Raw genomic sequence first — 22,115 nt, forward strand, 5'->3', positions numbered from 1 at the left:
TATCATGTCATTCATTCTCTAGCAAGGGACTTAAGTCTCTCGCTAGGAATAATTGAACTTAGTAGTAATGTCTTTGTCAATACTACTAATGCACAAATTTGGTAATTATTATGCTTTGTTGAAAGTCTGACAAATTATTTACGGTTTAAAGTATTTTTTTATCCAAACTTCCTTAAGTCTATAGGAAATAACATTATAGTAAACCGTCAAAATTACTGAATTTGCAAAAAGAGTTGAAATGGATACTTTTAAGAAGATATCGAGCAAAAAGTGATTCTGTCCTAAAAACCATGAAAAAATCATAATTTTTAAGGCTCGCTCTTAAACCAATCCAACAAAACGATACTTTTTAAGCAAAAAATATGGTAAAAATCCAAAAACAGAATTGTTAATTTGAATTTTACCAAGTAGTTTTGCAGTCTGAAATACTACGTTAAGTACATAAAAAACGTAATCACTTGACAATCAGATAACAAAATCACAATACAAATGGCAAATGCAGTCAATATAGGGAAAGTTACGCAAGTAATCGGACCGGTTGTGGACGTGAGCTTCGAGGGTGCTAACTCTCATCTCCCCACAATTTTGAATGCCTTGGAGGTTACAAAAGCCAACGGCACCAAAGTTATTCTCGAAGTACAACAACATTTAGGTGAAGACCGAGTTCGTACCATTGCAATGGAAGGAACAGAAGGACTTCAAAGAGGTCAAGACGTTTATGACTTAGGACAATCTATTTCTATGCCAACTGGAGATTCGATTAAAGGTCGTTTATTCAACGTAATTGGTGAAGCAATTGATGGTATTCCCCAGCCTGTTTCGGAATTGAATATGCCTATTCACCGTCTTGCTCCAAAATTCGAAGATTTAGCAACCTCAACTGAAGTGCTTTTCACAGGTATCAAAGTAATCGACTTGCTTGCTCCTTATGTAAAAGGTGGTAAAATTGGTTTATTTGGTGGTGCTGGTGTAGGAAAAACTGTTTTAATTCAAGAACTTATCAACAACATCGCTAAAGCTTACGAAGGGCTTTCGGTATTTGCTGGTGTTGGTGAGCGTACACGTGAGGGTAACGACTTATTACGTGAAATGATTGAATCAGGTATCGTTAAATATGGTGATGCGTTTAAACACTCTATGGAAGAGGGTGGATGGGATTTGAGCAAAGTTGATCAAGAAGCTTTAAAAGAATCTCAGGCTACATTTATCTTCGGTCAAATGAACGAACCTCCTGGAGCCCGTGCTAGAGTTGCTTTATCTGGATTAACTATTGCTGAATACTTCCGTGATGGTGATGGCGAAGGAAAAGGTAGAGATATCCTTTTCTTTATCGATAATATCTTCCGTTTTACTCAAGCAGGTTCAGAGGTATCGGCTCTTTTAGGTCGTATGCCTTCGGCGGTAGGTTACCAACCAACGCTTGCTACTGAAATGGGTGCGATGCAAGAACGTATTGCTTCAACAAAAAGAGGTTCAATTACTTCAGTACAGGCCGTTTATGTACCTGCCGATGACTTAACTGACCCTGCTCCGGCTACTACGTTTACTCACTTAGATGCTACGACAGTATTATCTCGTAAGATTGCTGAATTAGGTATCTATCCAGCCGTGGATCCATTAGATTCTTCATCACGTATTTTATCTGCAAGTATTTTAGGTGATGTTCACTATAACACTGCTCAACGTGTTAAAGAGATTCTTCAACGTTATAAAGAATTACAAGATATTATCGCCATCCTTGGTTTGGACGAATTATCTGAAGATGATAAATTGGCAGTATCTCGTGCTAGACGTGTACAACGTTTCTTGTCACAACCATTCTTTGTGGCTGAACAATTTACAGGTTTAAAAGGAGTATTGGTTGATATTAACGACACTATCAAAGGATTCAACGCAATCATTGATGGTGAGTATGACCACCTTCCTGAAGCTGCTTTCAACTTAGTAGGTAGTATCGAAGATGCTATTGCTAAAGGAGAAAGATTAGTAGCTGAAGCATCGAAATAATTTGAAAATTTGAAAGTGTGTTAATCTGAAAACGATTGGGACACTTTTGATTTGAATTCTTTTCAAATTTTCAGATTTTCAAATTTTCAAATTCTTATAGAAATGAATTTACAAATTATTACTCCCGACAAGAAAGTGTTCTCTGGTGAAGTAGAAGTTGTTACGCTACCAGGTACAGATGGTTCTTTTCAAATTTTGAAAGACCACGCTCCTATCGTTTCGACATTAGGAAAAGGAACATTAGCGGCTGACAAACAAGAATTCATCATCGATGGTGGTGTTGTTGAAGTATTGAACAACAAAATTTTAGTTTTGGCTGAAGCTGTATTGTAATAAAATATCGTTATTGAAAACCTGTTTTCAATAAACAAGCTATTAAAAGCACAGACTCTTTGGGGTTTGTGCTTTTTTTGTGATAATCAAGTAAAGTATATTTTGTAAAAATGCTGAAACTCTATTCGTAATTATATTTAGTTAGAACTATTAGTAATTTCTTCAAGCAATTAAAGAGGAGTATTTCATAAAATGCATATATATCCTTAATTTAATTAAAATTCTAACATTAAACTCTAATTGCAAATGCCCTCCCCTGAGATTACCAGAACTACTATTATGCAAGCTTCTCTTTTCTGTAAAATAATCCAAGCTAAAAAAGGAGAAGAACAGATATGGAAAAATTGGTTTTCCTCTAATGGAGAAATAAAATTAAACAATATTGTTATAAACCAAGCCATTAAACTAGATACTGAATACGAGTATACTTATCCAATAATATTAACGAATTGTTCTATAACAAGTTTAACATTAAACAGAGGCAGTTTCAATAGTTATGTAAAGTTCGATACCTCCCAAATAAGTCATATCAGAATAAATTCTGATACAATTTTCTATAACCAATTATTCATAACAAATTGTGAAATCGGCAATTTGTTTCTTGATGGTTCTTACAAGGATGAAGTTTACATATTTTCTAATAGATTCAAAAATATTTTTGAGACACGAGACCCTACTTTTTGGGATAAAATAATATTTAACAATAACACTTTTGAAAATTCCATAAGATTTTGGGGAGGTGTTTTTAAAAGAGAGTTTTTTCTTTATGATTCAATGTTTAAAGGAGATGTTTCATTTCAAAACACTTGCTTTGAGAAAGGTTTAAAAATTGGGGAAAATAATATTTTCGAATCTGAACTTAATTTTCAATCTGGAAGATACGAATCGTTATTAATATTTGGTGGACAGTTTAAAGAGGTTGATATTAATGGAGGTGTTTTTGGACGACTTAGTTTTTCAGATAATATGAAAATAAATGATAGATTAAGACTATCTTTTTCTTTTAATTTAACCATAAATGACTTACAAATAGATTTTACAAAAATCAATTGTAAAAATTTTTTAGTTGAAAATAGAAATGGACAAATTTCATCTCTCAAATTAGAAGGAATAATTCCAAAAGACACTTACTGCGAGTTTGTTAGTATTAATACTCCCACAAATATTAATATTGATAATCTAACAAATTTTGGGTACATATATTTTAAAGATGTTACGTACTCTACACCAAAATTTAGCAATGAACAATTAGGTTTTTGGGTCATCAAAAACTCAGATTTAGGGAAAACTACTTTCATGGGTTCTGATTTTTCAAGATTATATCTAGATTTTAAAAGCTCAAAAATCACTGAATCATTTTTATCAGATACTATTATGCCTTCAGAAATTAAGTCACATGATGGTGTAAATAGTTCTGAACAACAACGCCTTGGCTACGGGCAACTAAAAAAAATCTATGAAAATAGAGGTGATGCGGTTAGTGCTTTAGAGTATTATGCTAAAGAAATGAACGCATTGGAAAAAAGTAAAAAGATTAGTCTTTGGGAAAAAATAAACTTGTTCTTGGGAAGAATATCAACTAATCATGGAACAAACTGGGCTAGAGGATTATTTTCAACAATGATATGCACACTATTATGTTTCTCACTAATAAGTTTAAGTAGTGGTATTTCCTCTTCATTCACAAAGGTTGGATGGATATTCTTTTGTAATAACTCTATACCTGCTTTCTTAGAATTTTTCAATCCTCTACATAAATCAAAAGACATTATTTCAATTCTAAAAAGCACAAAACCCGAACTAATCAAGCTTACATGGGCAATTAGCGTTGTTGATTTTCTCTCTAAAATTTTCATAACTTACTTTGAATATCAACTAATCCAAGCTTTTAGGAAGCATGGTAAAAAATAATTTCACTAAATATATTTTTTTCTCCGAAATTCCGCTGTTTGAGCGAAGCGAGTTTCGGAATTTCTTGATTTTCTTTTGTTACTTTTCTTGTATCAAGACAAGAAAAGTAAGAAGTGTACAATAAAATCTCAGAAAAACCTTTCATTCAAGCTTTTAAAAAGAATTCTCATTAAAAAGCGTTTGTCCAAAAATCTTTTATTCCCTATCTTTGTACCAGAAATGAAACAAATGATGATACAAGCAGTTTTTACAAGTAACTTTTGGGAAATGTCCAAAGATTTACCTTCAAAAAAAGGCTGTTTTATCGTTTCTAAAAATATTTTTATTAGGAGGTCAAATTAATTGACCTCCTTTTTTATAGTACAATCTTTACAGTAACCAAGAAACAATCAAATGAAAGTAACACAAAGCCAAGCAGCTATTTTGTTGTTGGAAGACGGTACAGTTTTTAGAGGGAATGCCCTTGGAAAAATCGGGACGAGTGGCGGAGAAATTTGCTTCAATACAGGTATGACTGGCTATCAGGAAATTTATACTGACCCTTCATATTTCGGACAAGTAATTGTAAATACGACTTCTCATATCGGTAATTATGGAGTTGTTAACGATTTAGAAGAAGAGTCTGGCTCTATAAAAATTTCAGGAATGGTTTGTAATGAATTTTCACCTATCCATTCACGTAAAACATCTGATGGCTCTTTGCAAAATTACTTTGAGAAAGCTGGAATCGTAGGAATCTCAGGAGTTGATACGCGTCAAATTGTACGTCACATTCGTGAAGTAGGTGTGATGAACTGTATTATTTCTTCTGAAATCTTAGATGTGGAAGAATTAAAAAAGGAGTTGGCTAAAGTGCCTCAAATGGAAGGACTTGAACTTTCATCACAAGTTTGTACACAAGAATCTTATTTCTTGGGCAACCCTGATGCTGAACACAAAGTGGCTGTATTAGACTTAGGTGTAAAGAAAAGTATTCTAAGTAACCTTACTGATAGAGATTGTTATTTGAAAGTATTCCCTGCTAAAACGCCATATTCAGAAATGAAAGCGTGGAATCCTGATGGATATTTTATCTCGAATGGCCCTGGCGACCCTGCGGTAATGCCTTACGCTATTGAAACAGTAAAAGAGATTGTTGATAACAATAGCCCTACTTTTGGTATCTGTTTAGGACACCAAATTTTGGCACAAGCGTCTGGTCTTTCAACGTATAAAATGAAAAACGGACACCGTGGTTTAAATCACCCTGTGAAAAACTTGGTAACTGGTTTATCAGAAATCACTTCACAAAACCATGGTTTTGCCGTAAAAATGGGAGAATTGGAAGCGAACGAAAATGTAGAACTTACTCATATTAACCTAAACGACAAAACCGTTGAAGGTTTAAGAAGAGTAGACAAACCTGCTTTCTCAGTTCAGCACCACCCTGAAGCATCACCAGGCCCACACGATTCTCGTTATTTGTTTGATAATTTTGTGGAGATGCTTTAATTTTAGACTTTAGGATTTTAGACTAAAGGACTTGAAGATTTTTGACTTGAGGACTTGAAGATAAAAGGTTTTAGGCTTTCTATCTTCAAGTCTTTTGTTATTAAATAATCTTAAAAGTCACAAAATCCTAAAGTCTTCAAGTCCTAAATCCTAAAGTCCCAAATAAAAATGGAAAGAGTAAGAATTACTGACGACGGTTTTACTACTTTATTCAGTACAGAGTTTAACCAATATTATCATTCCGTTCGTGGTGCTTTAGACGAAACCCAAAGAGTATATATTGAATTGGGATTGTTGGCTAAAATGCAAGAAACGAATGAGATTAATATTTTAGAAATAGGTTTCGGCACTGGCTTAAATGCCTTGGTAACAGCCTTAGAGGCACAAAAGAACAACCTCACAGTGCAGTATACCACTCTTGAGCCTTTCCCCATTTCAGAAGAAGATGTATCATCATTGAATTATCAAACTGGTGCTGAAACTGATTTGCTTCAAAAACTTCATCATGTAAAGTGGCATGAAAATATAGAAATATCACCTAATTTTTCACTTCAAAAAGTAAACTGTACACTTCAAGAATTTAAGACATCACAACTATTTGATGTAGTTTATTATGATGCCTTTGCTCCTTCTTCACAACCAGAACTCTGGACGGTAGAGACATTTACCCATGTGGCATCTTTCTTAAAAAAAGGAGGATTTCTTACTACTTATTGCTCAAAAACAGTGGTAAGAAGAGCGATGGAACAAGCAGGATTTAAAGTAGAAAAGCATATAGGTATATGGGGGAAAAGAGAAGTAGTAAGAGCCATTAAGCTCTAAAAAGTTCAAATCCTTCCTATTAGGTGGTGACTTAAGTCCTATTGATTACCCACATCTTTTAAAAAGTTGAAATGAAGATGTGATTATTGAAAAAAATGGTTTAAATAGGCTTAAATCGCCTTTCAAACTGAGCTTTGGTCGCCTCATTTCATAGCCTGACTACGTGAAGCTCTTATTCCTAGCGAGGGACTTAAGTCCCTCGCTAGAGATAAAATTCTTGATTACCCGTTATTTATACACTTGTGGGTAATCAATAGGACTTAGGTCACCGCCTAATAGAAAGAATTTGAGAATTAGCCGTTCTAGTTTCTTATGCAGGCGTTACTTCACAAGGATATCCAAATAAACAATTTCCTTTTACCAATTTAGAGACTACTGGCGGTACTAATTCCTCCCATCCCGGTTCGCCAGACTGTATCAATTTCAATACCGCATCGGTATTAATTTTCAGCAAGTCCTTATCATATTGTTTAATATCTGCAAACTTATCGTTGTCTTGCAAATACTGGAACAACCCTTTCAGGTGCGAAGGAGGAGTAAATTCTTTAGTAGTTACAATTTCTCCTTCAGCATTCAACATGGGGTGCAAATACAATTTAATTTTAGGAGCAAACAATGTCGAGAAAGCCGCAAGAATTCCCCCTGCAATATTCGTATAATGCTTTTCCTCAAAGATATAATCGAGGTTAGGCATTCCCAGAATCAAACCCATCCTTAATTTAGTAAAACCACATAGGTATTGTACTAGACGATAATATTCATGGAAGTTTGAAATCAATACCGTGTGACCGAGTGAACATAAGATATCAACACGGTCTAAGAAATCTCTTTCATTGATTTGCTCTCCACCAGCTTGTAAATTCTTTAAAGTAAGCTCGGCTAATAAAACCACTTTATCATCATCCACATCAGGCTCAGCTTCAAACTGCTTCAAGCCCGTTTTTATCATATCTAAGGAAACATTAGTCACTGGTCTGAAACGACCACGCACTGCTACAATATGTTTTTTATAGAACGCTTCTGAAGGTTGCATCACATTGCCATCTGGACCAAAAAGTGCTGCATTGGTAAATCCATTTTTTACAAGGTGAAGCGACATTAAGCGGTCGTCTACCTCTTTAAAATCTGGCCCACGGAAACGAATCATATCAATCTCAATTCTATCTGATGATAAATCATCCATCAAAGATTGAAGTAAAATTTCGGGTTGAGCATTGTAATAAAAACAACCATACATCAGGTTTACACCGATAACCCCCAAAGCCTGTTGCTGTAGTACGTTATCATTGTCTTTCATTCTTACGTGAATAACAACATCGTTTGGTGCACCATTTGGCTCAAGTTGGAAACGCAGGCCAATCCAACCATGAGGGTCATTCGTTTTTTGATAGTTTAAAGCAGCCACTGTATCAGCAAAAGCAAAAAATGTACGTTCTGAGGCCATTTCCGTCAAGCGTACATTCAATAACTTATACTCACGCGTAAGCATTTTCATTAGGCGAGCTTCTACTACATATCGCCCTGACTCTTCTTCTCCATAAATCGCATCCGAAAAAGCCATATCGTATGCTGAGATGGTTTTTGCAATTGTACCTGATGCTCCACCAGACTTAAAAAAATTAGCCGCAACGTCTTGCCCCGCCCCGATTTCAGCAAAAGAGCCATAAATCCTGCGGTCGAGATTGATGCGAAGAGCCTTCTGTTTTGTGCCTAAATTTCTATCGTAATTTACCATGAAATTATTCTCCTTTTTTAATTGTACATTATCACTAAAACCATTTCCTAATTTACAATTCTAAGGTCAAAGCTTGACAAAAATCTACCAAAAATATAACTCTTTACTAAAAAAGTAATACAAAAATATAATTAGCCATAAATATGTATCCTTTTTAAAAGGTTAAGCGTCATCTTCTGATATAGCTAAGAGCTGTCTATATATTTTAAACACCTAACAGCTTAGTAGAATTCATTTTTCAGCGAGGTTTTACAACTTTGCTGGCTTATGATATAATGTTAATCCTGCGATGGGACTTTCCATAATTATTCCTATGCTAAAACCTTTTTCGATGGCTACCCTTCTAAGAATATCTGAATAATAAAAAGCGACAGAACCCGTAAAATGAACTTTGTGTTGCTGATAGTCGGGATACTTCAATAAGTATTTTTCAAAGAATAAACCAAAAGCGTCTGTTACTAATTTAAACGTAAATTGATTATTTCGATTATCAAAAATAAATTTTGAAAAAGAAGCAAAATAGCGATTGGGAAAAGGCTTCTGATAAGCATTCTCTAATACCTCCAGACGGTCTTTGACACCGAAACGCTTTTCAAATTTTTCACGAATATCTTGTGGCATTTCTTTGTGTAAATAACTTAATACTAATTGTTTGCCCAGATAGCCTCCGCTGCCTTCGTCGCCTAACCAAAAACCTAATGGTGGTACCTGAAAAGCAATATCATTCCCATCATAAAAACAAGAATTGGAACCCGTTCCTAAAATACAGGCAATGCCAGCAGTGTGTCCACACAAAGCACGTGCTGCCGCCAACATATCACTATGAACCTCAATAGATGTTACCTCAGTGAAAATTGCTTTAAAAGCCAAACGAATAATTTCTGCTTTTTCATCGTTGGTTACGCCCGTACCATAATAAAAAACCTCAGAAACTACCTGATTGTTAAGAGAAGGCAATAAATTTTTCTGTAATTCTTCAATAATAGAATCGGTAGTTTGATAATATGGATTCAACCCAATCGTTTTGACTTGAGATACGCTTCCGTTGGGAGCAATCATTCGCCAATCTGTTTTACTTGAGCCACTTTCTGCAATTAAAATCATTGTTAATTGAATAATATTTTGTAAAAAAAAGAAGAATTTATATTAATTTTACAGCTGTGTTCAACACCTCTGAGACACAATTATACAACAAAAAAACAAATGCCTTCTATTCTGAGGTAAGAAGCACCTTTAAAACAATGAAAAAACTACTACTGCTATTATTTATTATTCCTTCTTGCCAACTCTTCGCCCAACTTAAAATTGCTACAACTTCTACCAATCTTTGTGAGGGAACTAATGTAACTTTTGATGCAACTGGCATTCCGACAAATGCCTCAATCCAATGGCAAAAAAATGGCATTGATATTCAAAATGCTAATGCAAAAACTTATCAAACTTCAGCTTCAGGGAATTATTCTGTAAAAGCAGTGAGTGGTACTAACAGTTGGGTCAGAAAAACTCCGACTGAAGAGTATGACCATCTATTAGATGTTTATTTCATAAACGAAAAAATTGGCTATGCAGTAGGTGCTAATGGAACTATTATTAAAACAATAAATGGTGGTGCTAATTGGGAAAGCCAAATATCAAAAACGACTGAAATTCTTCGCGCTGTTTTCTTTACTGATGAACAAAATGGATGGATAGTAGGTATGCGTGGAGAGATATTAAAAACTAGTGACGGTGGGAGTAATTGGGTAAAGGCTCCTAAAACTTGGACTTATGACAGATATTTTGAAAACATTTTTTTCCTTAATCCTAAAGTAGGGTGGATTTTGGGAAGTGAAATAATTTTAAAAACTACTAATGGGGGGGAAACATGGACATCAATGCCCCAATACTCCCCTTATGTGAGTGTATATGCTATTTTTTTTACTGATGCCCAAACAGGTTGGGTAGCCGATTATTTTGGAAGTATTTATAAAACAACAGATGGTGGTGCTACTTGGCGAGAAAGTTATTATATAAATGATAATAAGCCTTTTAATGAACCCCAAGAATCTGGATTATTTCGTTCTATATTCTTCACGGATAGTAATAATGGGTGGGCTGTTGGATCAAATGGTTTGATGATTACTACATCAAATGGTGGAATAACTTGGACAAGGAAAAAAGGTGTTAACGACGGTTTATACTTAACTAATATTAACTTTAGTGACACTAAAAATGGCTTTGCCTTCTCTCTAAGTAATGAGTATTTACAAACAACTGATGGAGGAAATACTTGGATTAAAAAAAGTATAGGTTTGAATACGTCCACATATTCAAGCTTTGCATTTGGGAAAAATAATATATGGTCTGTTGGTAATGAAGGAACAATTATTAATACTATAGACGGTGGACTTAATTGGAAAATACTTAGAGGAAATCCACAAGACTTATCAGATATTAATTTTGTAAATTCTTCTATTGGCTACAAAGTAGGAAATTATGGATCAATTGAAAAAACAATTGATGGTGGTGTTACTTGGAAAAAGCAAAATTCTGGCGTTAACAATGCTATCACTAAAGTAAAATTTGTTGATGAAAATACAGGTTGGGCTTTAATTAAAGGTGGCATTCAAGGAAGTCAAGGTAGTGTATTGAGAACTGTTGATGGCGGAAATACATGGACCAATCATAATATATATCCCAAAACTATTTATTTAGAATTTATCAATGAAATGTTTTTTAATGATGCTAAAGATGGTTTTGTTGTTGGATTTAAAAATGCTATTTACAATACTAAAGATGGTGGTGTTACTTGGAATAAAGTAAAAACTACTCTCGATTCTAATCAACATTTAGAGTCTGTCTTTTTTTCTGATTCAAAAAATGGTTGGGCAGTAGGTTATCCTGGTAATATTGTTAAAACTACTGACGGAGGAGAAACATGGACAAAACTCAGTATTGACGAGAAATATAAAAATGATGGATTTGTATCTGTATGGTTTAATGATACAAAAAATGGCTGGGTAGTTAAATACCCCAACCTTATTTTGAAAACTACTGATGCTGGCATCTCTTGGACTGAGTTTGAACTAGAAAACAAAACATTAAAATCTATTATTTTTACTGACAATAAAACTGGATGGGTAACTGGCGAGAGTGGATTGTTGTTAAAAACCATTGATGGAGGAATTACTTGGGAAACTCAACAATATAATAGTTCTAAAAACTTAAATGGACTGTTTTTTTCAAATACTCAAAACGGATGGGCAGTAGGAGCTGGCAATACTTTACTTAAATATGAGCTTCAGGTTTTAGCTACATCAAATACTGTTACGATTAATACAAAACCAAATGTACCAAGCTTAACTTGGAGTAATAATGACGGGCGTTTAATTGCTACAAGTATAACACTGCCTGTACAGTTTGCTTGGTTTAAAGGAAATGATGAAATGAAAAATTTCACAGCATCCGATTATCGTCCTAGTAGCTCAGGAGCATACAGGGTACGTGTGACAGACTCAAATTCTTGTTCAGAATATTCAAAATCTATAGATGTAAGCATTTTAGGAAATGATAGTCCTTTTGAGACCTCCCCCCTAAGTACTTATCCTAATCCGAATAACAATGGAATATTAAAAGTAGCTTACTCAAATGTAATGAACAACAAAGTTGCCGAACTACAGATAATTGGTATTGATGGTCTATCTCTTCATAATCAAAAACTCGAGCTTCACAATAACGCATTTACTGGTGAGGTTGACCTCAGCAGTTTATCTTCTGGGATATACTTTTTACAAGTAGTATCAGGTGAACAAAAATCTGTCGTTAAAATAAGTGTTATGAAATAATGCAACCAAAAATTGCTTCCTCGTGTCTATTTGTGTGAGAAATCAACAATTATTAGGGGGTCAATTCGCCCACAACAACAAATTTTTCAAAAACTTTATCAGTATGTGGTGCGTCTTTTAGTTCATCAGTTAAGTCTTGGCCAGCCCAATGTTCGTAATGTTTACCATTACGCCAAAGTCTGGAATGTGTAACATCATAAATATGACCTTTGTAAGCTACCCAGATTTCATCACGGTCTTGACCATTTCTTAACGATAGTTGAGATTTCGAGTATTTTTTTAGCATAATTATTTTTTATATATTGTATCAAATTTGCTGAAATCAATTTATTTTATCATTTTTATCTCTCAAAAATTAAAAATCTAACATGGTAATGAAAAAATTAATTCTATCCCTTCCTATTCTCTTTGCATTTATCGTAGTATTAAGTAGCTGTGGTGGTAAAAATCCAGTTGAGCCTTCTGTGAAAGAAAAGCTAACAAAAACATTCACAGTGAGTATTGCTAAAGAAGCTGGTGTTGAAGTTTATAACAAAACAAAAGCAACAAACATCGAGGCTGGATATAGTTATTATAAATTAAGCTTAACTTCATCAGGTGCGGCTACATTAACTGCTAAAGACAACTCGACTTTCACAGGAAGCTGGACTTTAACAAATACAGATAAAACTTTAAGCCTTACAGGCTTGAAAAACGCAGCAGGAAGCAATCCTACTGGTACAACAGGTACAATAGAATTTACTATTGTTAGTATTGATGGTACTGGTGCTGCTGTTACGTTGGAATCTTTGCAAGCAGATATAAAAGCTGGCAATAAAATTGTTAATTTACAATTAGTAAATCCTTAAACCAAACATAAATTATTGCACCGAAGCCATCCGTAACTGGGTGGCTTTTTTCTTTTCCCTAAAATATCAATCCTTCGGTTGTCTCAATCACAAAATCCAACGTAACTTTGTAGTATGGAAACAAGAACAGAATTAAGTACAATCGGAGAATTTGGCTTGATAAAGTTAATCGATTCAAAATTTCAAAGCATCAATCCCGAAACCATCAAAGGCATTGGCGATGATGCTGCCATTATTGATACCGCTGGCAAAGAATTAGTAGTGTCTACTGATCTTTTGATGGAAGGCGTACATTTCGATTTAGCTTATACACCCCTTAAACATTTAGGCTATAAGGCTGTTGCAGTGAACGTTTCTGACATTGCGGCGATGAATGCTATTCCTAAGCAAATTACGGTTAGCCTAGGGTTAAGCAATCGTTTTTCAGTAGAAGCCATTGAAGAACTGTATGAAGGAATCAAGATAGCTTGTGATGAATATAAAGTAGATTTGGTAGGTGGTGATACTTCCGCTTCGCGTGCTGGACTAGTAATTTCGATTACGGCATTGGGAACTGCCGAAAAAAAGAACATCGTTTTAAGAAATACTGCCAAGACAAATGATATTATTTGCGTTTCGGGCGATTTGGGTGCTGCCTTGATTGGTTTACAAACCCTTGAAAGAGAAAAACAGGTATTCTTGGCTAATCCTGATATGCAACCTCAGTTAGATAAAGACAAAGATTATGTGATAGAGCGCCAATTGAAACCGAATGCAAGAATGGATGTAATCTATGAATTGCGTGATTTAGGGGTTGTCCCTACATCAATGATTGATGTTTCAGACGGATTGGCTTCTGAATTACTACATCTTTGTAAAAACTCAGGCACTGGTGCCGTGATTTTTGAAGATAAAATTCCAATCGACGACCAAACATATTTAGTAGCTACTGAATTGAATTTTAGTCCGATGACGGCAGCCTTGAATGGTGGCGAAGATTATGAATTGTTATTTACGGTAAAACAAGAAGATTTTGAAACCATCAAAAATATGTCTGACATTAGCTTTTTGGGCTATATGACAAACGATGTTGATGGGGTAAAACTAATGATGAAGTCGGGTACATTGATTAATGTTACGTCCCCAGGTTTTGAACATTTTTAATCAACTTTAATGATGATTATTCAGAGGCTTCGCTTAAGCGAGGCCTCTTTTTATTTTATGTAACTTTGGCATTTCTACGCAAATATCATCGTTAGTACACCTATCAGCATAATCATTTTACAAGCATTACTTAGAAAAGCAAAGTCGTCTGGCTTATCGGCATATACTAGTTTGTAGGTCAAAAAACCTACGGGGAACATCAGTACTAGAAAAATATAAGCTACTCGCTGATTAGGTAACTGTGTAGCTAATACAAACAAAATGGAGATAAATATTGCTATAAATCCAAAAACGAGCCTTTTGGTGCGCGCAATCCCCCAAATGATAGGGAGTGTTTTACAGCCGTGTAGTTCGTCCCCTTTTACATCTTCCATGTCTTTAATTATTTCCCTAATTAAAGTAATAAAAAACGAAAAGATAGCATACACCCATACTTCACGCTGATGTCCTGGATAATAAACAGCTAATACTAATAAAGAAAAACCCGTGAGGATAGCTACCATTAAATTCCCCCAAAAGGGTAATCTTTTTAATTGATTAGAATAGAGCCACAAACAAAAAACGGCAAATAGGTTTACTAAGGCTATTTTTTTATCTACCAATAAGCCCAATGCTATGCCCGCGCCATTAAAAAATTGGTGTATCAATAATGCCCATCTTCTTTTGATATATCGCCCTATCACTACCCTGTCTGGTTTATTGACAAGGTCAATCTTAATGTCGTAATAATCGTTAATGATATAGCCTGAGGCGGCAATAAACACCGTAGCCAACGAGATGAGAAATAAGTTTTTTTCAAATAAAATTTCAAATAAGTGAGTAAAAGAAAGCGGTTTATCACGAATTAGGAAATACCTTGTGAAATATTGGGTAAATACGATAATTGCTAAATTCTGCCAACGGATTAGTCGACTAAAGCCCATAATTACTTGTAGATATGTTACTTTACGAGGGGTTCTCAACATTTTGTTAAAGGCTAGTTTTCGTGAATTAAACAGCAACCGTGGAATAAACGATTTACTCTAACAACCAAATTTATTCCATTTTCGTCCCTTAAAAAACTTTTTAGTGACTTAAAGAGATTTTTTTTTGTTTTTGTGTGTTAGTCTCTTAATAAGTCTATTCGCTAAGACTTAACTTTACATATCCACAACGTGCGGCGAACCGCTTCAATACTAGATTAATGAAAATCGGAATTGTTTGTTATCCTACTTACGGAGGTAGTGGTGTAGTAGCCACAGAATTAGGTAAGGCACTTGCTAAGGCAGGTCATGAAGTACATTTTATCACCTATTCACAACCTTCAAGGTTAGACTTTTTTAACGAAAATATCTATTATCACGAAGTGAGTGTATCCAGCTATCCACTTTTCCAATACCTTCCTTATGAATCGGCATTGGCAAGTAAAATAGTTGATGTAGTTCTCAATGAAAGGCTCGATTTATTACATGTTCATTATGCTATTCCGCATGCATCGGCGGCTTATTTAGCTAAACAAATTCTAAAATCAAAGGGTATTCATATTCCTTTTATCACCACTTTGCATGGAACAGACATTACTTTAGTAGGCAAAGACCCTTCTTTTGAGCCTGTTGTTACTTTTTCTATCAACGAGTCTGACGGTGTAACAGCAGTTTCTGAAAGTTTGAAAAATGATACTTATGACGAATTTGAAATTGTCAGTAAAATAGAGGTAATTCCTAATTTTATAGATTTGGAACGTTTTAAAAAGCTTCGTAAAGATCATTTTAAAATAGCGATTTGCCCAAATGGGGAAAAATTGCTAATGCATACCTCAAATTTCAGGAAAGTAAAGAGAATTGAGGACGTGGTACATGTTTTTCATAAAGTAAATCAGAAGATTCCCTCTAAGTTACTCTTAGTTGGCGATGGTCCAGAACGTACTTCTATTGAAATGCTTTGCAGAGAATTGGGAGTACAACAAGACGTAAGATTTTTAGGGAAATTAGATGTAATAGAGGAAGTACTTTCATTGGCAGATTTATTTTTACTGACTTCTGAAAAAGAAAGTTTTGGTTTGGCAGCACTAGAAGCAATGGCTTGTGAAGTGCCAATTATTTCATCAGACGCCGGTGGCTTGCCTGAAGTAAACATTAATGGGGTAACAGGTTATGTTTCAAAAATTGGAGATACGGACGATATGGCAAAAAATGCCATCTCAATTCTTGAAGATGATGAAGTATTAGCCCGATTCAAACATAATGCCCATGAAAGAGCCAAAGAATTTGATATTGCCAATATTTTACCTCTATACGAACGTTACTATGAAGAAGTGACAGCTAAAAGTTGGAAATTTCCACCCCAACCCTGTGCTGTAGATACCTTAAATTAAGAACCTTATGCCCCTGAACATTCAAGAAAGTAATCGTAAGAGAGTAGTAATTATTGGAGCGGGTTTTGGAGGACTAAAACTAGCCCAAGAATTAGCAGGTAGTGATGATTTTGAGGTTGTTCTGATTGACAAAAACAATTATCATCAATTTCAACCGCTGTTTTATCAAGTAGCGACTGCTGGGCTCGAACCATCAGCCATTTCGTTTCCGCTTCGGCTAGCTTTTCATCATTACAACAATGTATTTGTAAGGGTGGCAACTGTAACAAAGATTATCCCTGAGCAGAACATTATCGAAACAAATATTGGCGAGCTTACTTTCGATTATTTAGTATTGGCGATTGGAGCTGACACCAATTTTTTTGGCAATCAAAATATTGAAGATAATGCTTTGCCCATGAAATCGGTAAGCGAAGCACTAGGGCTTAGGAATAGGTTATTAGAAAACTTTGAAAAAGCCTTATTGGCTGATCAAGAAGAAGACAAAATCGGCTTGATGAATGTGGTCGTAGTAGGTGGTGGTCCTACTGGTGTGGAAGTATCAGGCACACTGGCTGAAATGAAAAAAATGGTTTTGCCAAATGATTATCCTGAGCTAGATTTCAATTTGATGCAGGTGCACATTATAGAGTCTGGGGCTGAATTATTAGGGCCGATGTCTGTTAATGCACAAATTAAATCAAAAGATTATCTGGAACAATTAGGCGTGATTGTTCACCTCAATACCCGAGTGACTGATTTTGATGGTAAGCATGTTTATTTTAACAATGGAACTACTATCCGAACCAACAATTTAGTATGGGCTGCGGGGGTAAAAGCGAATGTGATACAGGGTATCAAGCCCGAAATTATGGTTCGTGGAGGAAGGTTGAAAGTAAATAGACAAAATCTGGTAGATGGCTATGAAAACATTTTTGCGATTGGTGATGTTGCGTATATGACTGAAGATAAATTTCCGAATGGTCATCCACAAGTAGCTCAACCAGCGATACAGCAAGGTAAATTACTGGCTACTAATCTAAAAAACATACTAAAAGGAAATGCCCTCGAAGATTTTAAATACAAAGATTTGGGGTCAATGGCTACTATTGGTAGAAACAAAGCTGTAGTAGATTTACCTTTTTGGCGTTTTCAAGGTTTTTTTGCTTGGCTTACATGGATGTTTGTACACTTAATCGCTATTGTAGGCGTAAAAAACAAGGTACTGATATTTATTAACTGGCTTTGGAATTATATTACCTACGACCAATCGTTACGATTAATTATTAAAGCTAAAGCACCCAAGAATAATCAAACATAGCGGACTGACTATTAGTGATATACATAATATCACTAAATAACATGATAAATGGTATTTTATTGTAAATAAAAGTTGAGTATCTTTGTCGTTATAATTCAACAAAATGATAGGTATTAAGCTCTTAATATTAAATTAATACAATTTATACGCTAACTCTCCTACTTATCTAAAATAGTATTATGGAAGCGAAAAACACAAAAATTAGACCTAAAAATAGTGGCTCTAAACAATTATTTGAAAATCCAATCTTAGAGAAACTATCGCACACACACATTGCCATTCCAGTATCTTTATTTTTTGTTGCAGGTTTTGTGCTTGGATTTTATGCCTTTACTCATACAGAATTAGCCAATTGGGCTATTGGTGCTTTGTTCTTCATTGGTGCAATCTCATTTACATTCATTGAATATTGGGTACATAGAAGTGTATATCACATTGAACCAACAACCGAAGCAAGAGCTAAATTTCAATACATTGCTCATGGTGTACATCATGAATACCCTAAAGACAAAACTCGTTTAGCGATGCCTCCTATCGTGGCAGTGATTGTAGCTGTAACATTGTTTGCTTTCTTTTTTGTTTTGATGGGCGAGGCAGCCTACGCTTTCTTCCCAGGGTTTATTTGGGGATATGCAGCGTATTTGTTAGTACATTATTCTGTTCATGCGTATGCTCCACCTAAAAACTTCATGAAGCAATTATGGATTAACCATGCTGTGCATCATTATAAAGATGGTAACGCTGTCTTTGGTGTATCTTCTCCACTTTGGGATTATATTTTTGGAACGATGGCAACGATGGATAAATCAAAAGTCTCTGAAAATCTATAAAAATATTTAATTAGTGATGGCTCCGCAAGAATTTAAGTGTCTTGTGGAGTTTTTTATTTTATCTTTGATAAAGAAGCTGTTTAAACTTTCCGTTTCTGAGGTGAAAGTATTGTATTTTTGAATTGATTTTTCCAAAATTTACGAAGCATAGCATCGCTACGTTGAGTAAATTTTGGAACAAGCTATTCTAAAAGACTTAGTTTAACCCGAAAGGGAAAGTTTAAACAGCTTCAAAGTATTTACCTACAATATCCATGAAAATATTATTAATAGAAGATGAACCCAAAACACTCCAATCGCTTCGACAGGGATTAGAGGAAAATGGTTTTGAAGTAGATATAGCTTATGATGGACTCATTGGCAAACACCTTGCACGCAAAAATCAATATCAAATCATCGTTACTGACATCATTATGCCGGGTATTAACGGGCTTGAATTGTGCAAGCAACTTCGTGAAGAAGGAGTAGTCACGCCTATTCTAATGCTTACGGCAATGGGTAGTATTCAAGAAAAATTGATGGGCTTTGATGCTGGTGCTGATGATTACTTAGTAAAGCCCTTTGATTTTCTGGAACTCATGGCACGTATCAAGGTATTAAGCAAACGTACACATGTTGCGCCATTACTTAGCAATACCAATATTTTGAGCTATAATAATTTAGAAATGAATCTGGATGCCCATTTAGTCACTAGGGCTGGCAATAAAATTGATTTAACCGCTCGTGAGTTTGCTTTGTTAGAATACCTTTTAAGAAATCAGGGGAAAGTAATTTCCAAAGCAGATATTGCCGAAAAAGTATGGGATAGTCGTTTTGAAATGGGCACAAACGTTATCGAAGTATTTATGACGATGCTTCGCAAGAAAGTTGACAAAAATTACGACACCAAACTTATACATACCCAATATGGTGTTGGATATGTATTAAAAGTTGAAGAATAACTCTAAAAACGTTCTCATAAATTATGCAAATTAGAGCAAAGCTTACTTTACAATTTACACTGTTAGTGTCTGTAATTGTTTTGGTGATTTTTATTGTAATTTATGGTTTACGCTATAATTACGTAAAAGAAGAATTCTATAATCGTCTTACCCAAAAAGCTTCTACCTCTGCAAAATTGTTGGTGACATTTAATGAAGTAAATTCTAAGTTGCTCAAGAAAATTAATCAAAACAACAGAGATGTTCTTTATCGTGAAAACCTCATTATTTACGATTATGAGAATTTAAAAGTATATTCTACCAATGACACAAGTGGGTTCAAGATTTCTTCTGAAATGCTGAATCAGGTAAGAAAAGAACGCATTTCAAGATTTACACAAGGAGATTTTAAGATTGTAGGTATTCTTTATAGAGACCGCTTCAATCGGGTTGTTACCATTGCAGGGGCGGTAGATTCATCTGGAGAGCGAGATTTAAAGAATTTACAAAACACCATGTTTGGGTTGTTTTTTATTGTAATTGCCGTAGTGGCCGTAACGGGTTGGTATTTTTCTGTTCGTGCCTTGTCGCCTATTTCTGAGGTAATTAAACAAGTAAAGACCATTTATCCTCAAAACGTTAATCAGCGACTGACGATTCAAAACCCCAAAGATGAAATTGGGCAATTAACTGCCACCTTTAATGAGCTACTAGAAAGAATTGGAGAGGTATTTCGTTTACAAAATTTATTTGTTTCGAATGTATCCCATGAAATGAAAAATCCTTTGATGAAAATAGGGTCACAAATAGATGTTACCTTATTGAAAAGCAGAAGCGAAGAACAGTATTTAACAACGCTACTATCTGTCAGACAAGATATTCGGGAGTTAGGTCAGCTATCAAATACTTTATTGGAGCTAGCCAAAGTAAGCGATTTGAACCATAGTTTGATGTATGATGAAGTACGGCTTGATGAAATAATCTGGGAAGCGGGAGATTTATTATTACAAGCTGAAAAGGACTATCAGGTACAAGTAAATTTCACCAGTGAATTAGAAGAAGATACTCAGCTAGTGATTCAAGGAAATGCACAATTACTCAAAACTGCTTTTGTGAATTTATTAGAAAACGGCTGTAAATTCTCAGAAAATCACTCCGTAAAAGTATGCATTCGTTTTCTGGAGAATCAGATTGAAGTACAGTTTGAAAACACAGGCGCTATGCCTCAGAAGGAAATTGCTTTAGTGTTTGAACCTTTCTATAGAAGCCAAAATACTGCCAATATCAAAGGTTATGGCGTTGGGCTGTCGTTGGTCAATCGCATTGTAAAACTTCACGGTGGGAGCATCAATGCGCATACTAACGGGAATACCACTTTTTTTACGCTCCTCCTCCCCTATTCTGTGGGTCATAAATAAGGCTTTACTTCCCCTATATCAGCACAGAGATTACATAATGTTGTGATACTTTTATGGAAAATTGGGTGTATAAAATCAGGGGCAATTTCTTCAAGGGGTACTAACACAAAATTTCTATCATGCATCAACGGATGAGGTATTACAAGGGTTGGCTCGTTAATAATTTGTTCTCCGTAAAAAATAATATCAATGTCAATTAGCCTTGCGCCCCATTTTTCTAGTCGTATTCGTCCTAACGTTTCTTCAATCTGTTGTGTTTCTATCAACAATTCATTAGGATTCAGGGTTGTAGTTACAGCAATGGCTATATTCAAATAATTAGGCTGATTATCTACGCCCCACGGAGCGGTTTCATAGAATTTTGAACGTTTAAGCACAAGCCCTACCCTATTTCCAATTAATTTAATAGCATTTTCAAGAATTTCTTCTCTGTTTCCCAAATTTGAGCCTAAAAGTAGGTAAGTAGTTTGGAGATTCAGGTTTTGCATTGTATTTTTAGTTAAACTTCTTAATTAAGCTCCATAGCACTTAATCTATATCATTACGACTATTATCCTTTCAGGATATTCCTGCAAAGATTTACAAATATTCCTTAATTCACCAATAATCCTTTAAATACCTACCATGAAAAACGTCACAAAAGGCTCCATACTTATTTCAGAACCTTTTCTCAAGGATCCTAACTTCAACCGTAGTGTTGTACTTATTTGTGAACACGAAACTAACCAAGGTTCTTTTGGATTAATCCTGAATCAAGCTTCTAATCTGAATCTTGATGATGTATTAGAAGAAAATATTTATCCAGATATACCCCTTTATGTAGGGGGACCAGTTCAGCATAATACGTTGCATTATGTACACCGCCGCCCTGATATCATCGAAGGGGGGATTACTTTGATGGATGGTGTTACATGGGGTGGAAACTTCCAGCAAGTAAAGAGTTTGCTCAATAATGGTGTTTTATCTCCTAGCGATATCCGCTGCTTTATTGGATATTCGGGTTGGGAAGAAGACCAACTAGATAATGAACTCAAGAAAGACTCATGGATTGTATCAACCACTACCGCAGAAGTAATTTTTGATACGCCAATAGAAAATTTTTGGAGAACAATTCTCAAAGAAATGGGAGGTTCTTTTAAAGTATTAGCTAATTATCCTAGCGACCCTAGCTTGAATTGAT

Annotated in this window: 19 protein-coding genes; 14 read left to right on the plus strand and 5 right to left on the minus strand. The window is 35.0% G+C overall.

Annotation, left to right across the window (positions count from 1 at the left end; genetic code table 11):
- The first annotated feature begins 489 nt into the window (after window positions 1-489).
- The 5 genes from atpD to mnmD all read left to right on the plus strand — a co-directional run bounded on the left by atpD (window position 490) and on the right by mnmD (window position 6,564).
- A complete protein-coding gene (gene atpD / locus VB264_RS01500; protein WP_323246227.1) occupies window positions 490-2,007 on the plus strand; it encodes a F0F1 ATP synthase subunit beta in 1,518 nt (505 codons plus the stop codon).
- Window positions 2,008-2,109: 102 nt separating this feature from the next.
- Complete coding sequence (gene atpC / locus VB264_RS01505) at window positions 2,110-2,340, plus strand: ATP synthase F1 subunit epsilon (protein WP_323246228.1); 231 nt, start codon at window positions 2,110-2,112, stop codon at window positions 2,338-2,340.
- 246 nt (window positions 2,341-2,586) lie between these two features.
- The gene (locus VB264_RS01510; protein ID WP_323246229.1) at window positions 2,587-4,251 is read left to right on the plus strand and encodes a hypothetical protein; all 1,665 of its coding nucleotides are present in this window, start codon (window positions 2,587-2,589) and stop codon (window positions 4,249-4,251) included.
- A 393-nt stretch (window positions 4,252-4,644) separates the two neighbouring features.
- Entirely contained in the window at window positions 4,645-5,742 is a 1,098-nt protein-coding gene (carA, locus tag VB264_RS01515) for a glutamine-hydrolyzing carbamoyl-phosphate synthase small subunit (protein ID WP_323246230.1), read from the plus strand.
- A gap of 168 nt (window positions 5,743-5,910) precedes the next feature.
- Window positions 5,911-6,564, plus strand: coding sequence for a tRNA (5-methylaminomethyl-2-thiouridine)(34)-methyltransferase MnmD (gene mnmD, locus VB264_RS01520; protein ID WP_323246231.1), 654 nt, complete (start codon window positions 5,911-5,913; stop codon window positions 6,562-6,564).
- Window positions 6,565-6,874: 310 nt separating this feature from the next.
- Here mnmD and VB264_RS01525 read toward each other — a convergent pair whose 3' ends face one another.
- Together VB264_RS01525 and VB264_RS01530 are read right to left on the minus strand one after the other, a co-directional pair.
- On the minus strand, window positions 6,875-8,299 hold the full coding sequence (locus VB264_RS01525; protein WP_323246232.1) for a TonB-dependent receptor: 1,425 nt from the start codon (window positions 8,297-8,299) through the stop codon (window positions 6,875-6,877).
- A 249-nt stretch (window positions 8,300-8,548) separates the two neighbouring features.
- A complete protein-coding gene (locus tag VB264_RS01530) occupies window positions 8,549-9,403 on the minus strand; it encodes an N-acetylglucosamine kinase (protein ID WP_323246233.1) in 855 nt (284 codons plus the stop codon).
- 137 nt (window positions 9,404-9,540) lie between these two features.
- Between VB264_RS01530 and VB264_RS01535 the strand changes: the two genes are divergently transcribed.
- Window positions 9,541-12,123 carry a YCF48-related protein gene (locus tag VB264_RS01535; protein ID WP_323246234.1) on the plus strand — a complete coding sequence of 861 codons (2,583 nt, stop codon included), beginning with the start codon at window positions 9,541-9,543 and terminating at the stop codon, window positions 12,121-12,123.
- A 52-nt stretch (window positions 12,124-12,175) separates the two neighbouring features.
- Here VB264_RS01535 and VB264_RS01540 read toward each other — a convergent pair whose 3' ends face one another.
- Entirely contained in the window at window positions 12,176-12,409 is a 234-nt protein-coding gene (locus VB264_RS01540) for a cytochrome b5 domain-containing protein (protein WP_323246235.1), read from the minus strand.
- Window positions 12,410-12,497: 88 nt separating this feature from the next.
- Here VB264_RS01540 and VB264_RS01545 point away from each other — a divergent pair, with 88 nt between their 5' ends.
- Window positions 12,498-12,971, plus strand: a complete 474-nt coding sequence (locus VB264_RS01545) for a hypothetical protein (RefSeq protein WP_323246236.1) — start codon at window positions 12,498-12,500, stop codon at window positions 12,969-12,971.
- Between the two features lie 114 nt (window positions 12,972-13,085).
- On the plus strand, window positions 13,086-14,114 hold the full coding sequence (thiL, locus tag VB264_RS01550) for a thiamine-phosphate kinase (protein WP_323246237.1): 1,029 nt from the start codon (window positions 13,086-13,088) through the stop codon (window positions 14,112-14,114).
- 74 nt (window positions 14,115-14,188) lie between these two features.
- Here thiL and VB264_RS01555 read toward each other — a convergent pair whose 3' ends face one another.
- Complete coding sequence (locus VB264_RS01555) at window positions 14,189-15,079, minus strand: geranylgeranylglycerol-phosphate geranylgeranyltransferase (RefSeq protein WP_323246238.1); 891 nt, start codon at window positions 15,077-15,079, stop codon at window positions 14,189-14,191.
- A gap of 218 nt (window positions 15,080-15,297) precedes the next feature.
- On the opposite strand from VB264_RS01555, the gene bshA reads away from it, so the two are divergent.
- From bshA to VB264_RS01580, 5 genes are all read left to right on the plus strand, one after another.
- A complete protein-coding gene (gene bshA / locus VB264_RS01560; protein ID WP_323246239.1) occupies window positions 15,298-16,467 on the plus strand; it encodes an N-acetyl-alpha-D-glucosaminyl L-malate synthase BshA in 1,170 nt (389 codons plus the stop codon).
- Window positions 16,468-16,474: 7 nt separating this feature from the next.
- On the plus strand, window positions 16,475-17,767 hold the full coding sequence (locus tag VB264_RS01565; protein WP_323246240.1) for an NAD(P)/FAD-dependent oxidoreductase: 1,293 nt from the start codon (window positions 16,475-16,477) through the stop codon (window positions 17,765-17,767).
- 179 nt (window positions 17,768-17,946) lie between these two features.
- Complete coding sequence (locus tag VB264_RS01570) at window positions 17,947-18,597, plus strand: sterol desaturase family protein (RefSeq protein ID WP_323246241.1); 651 nt, start codon at window positions 17,947-17,949, stop codon at window positions 18,595-18,597.
- Window positions 18,598-18,851: 254 nt separating this feature from the next.
- Window positions 18,852-19,538: a response regulator transcription factor gene (locus VB264_RS01575; protein ID WP_309913487.1), complete on the plus strand. Its 687-nt coding sequence runs from the start codon at window positions 18,852-18,854 to the stop codon at window positions 19,536-19,538.
- A gap of 23 nt (window positions 19,539-19,561) precedes the next feature.
- Window positions 19,562-20,935 (plus strand): HAMP domain-containing sensor histidine kinase, encoded by a 1,374-nt coding sequence (locus VB264_RS01580; RefSeq protein WP_309913482.1) that lies wholly within the window; start codon window positions 19,562-19,564, stop codon window positions 20,933-20,935.
- Here VB264_RS01580 and folK read toward each other — a convergent pair.
- Window positions 20,926-21,423, minus strand: coding sequence for a 2-amino-4-hydroxy-6-hydroxymethyldihydropteridine diphosphokinase (gene folK, locus VB264_RS01585; protein ID WP_323246242.1), 498 nt, complete (start codon window positions 21,421-21,423; stop codon window positions 20,926-20,928). The genes VB264_RS01580 and folK overlap by 10 nt on opposite strands.
- A 136-nt stretch (window positions 21,424-21,559) precedes the next feature.
- Between folK and VB264_RS01590 the strand changes: the two genes are divergently transcribed.
- Entirely contained in the window at window positions 21,560-22,114 is a 555-nt protein-coding gene (locus VB264_RS01590; protein ID WP_309913475.1) for a YqgE/AlgH family protein, read from the plus strand.
- The last annotated feature ends 1 nt before the right edge of the window (window position 22,115 follow it).

The sequence above is a fragment of the Arcicella aquatica genome (assembly GCF_034928825.1).
Lineage (GTDB): Bacteria > Bacteroidota > Bacteroidia > Cytophagales > Spirosomataceae > Arcicella > Arcicella aquatica.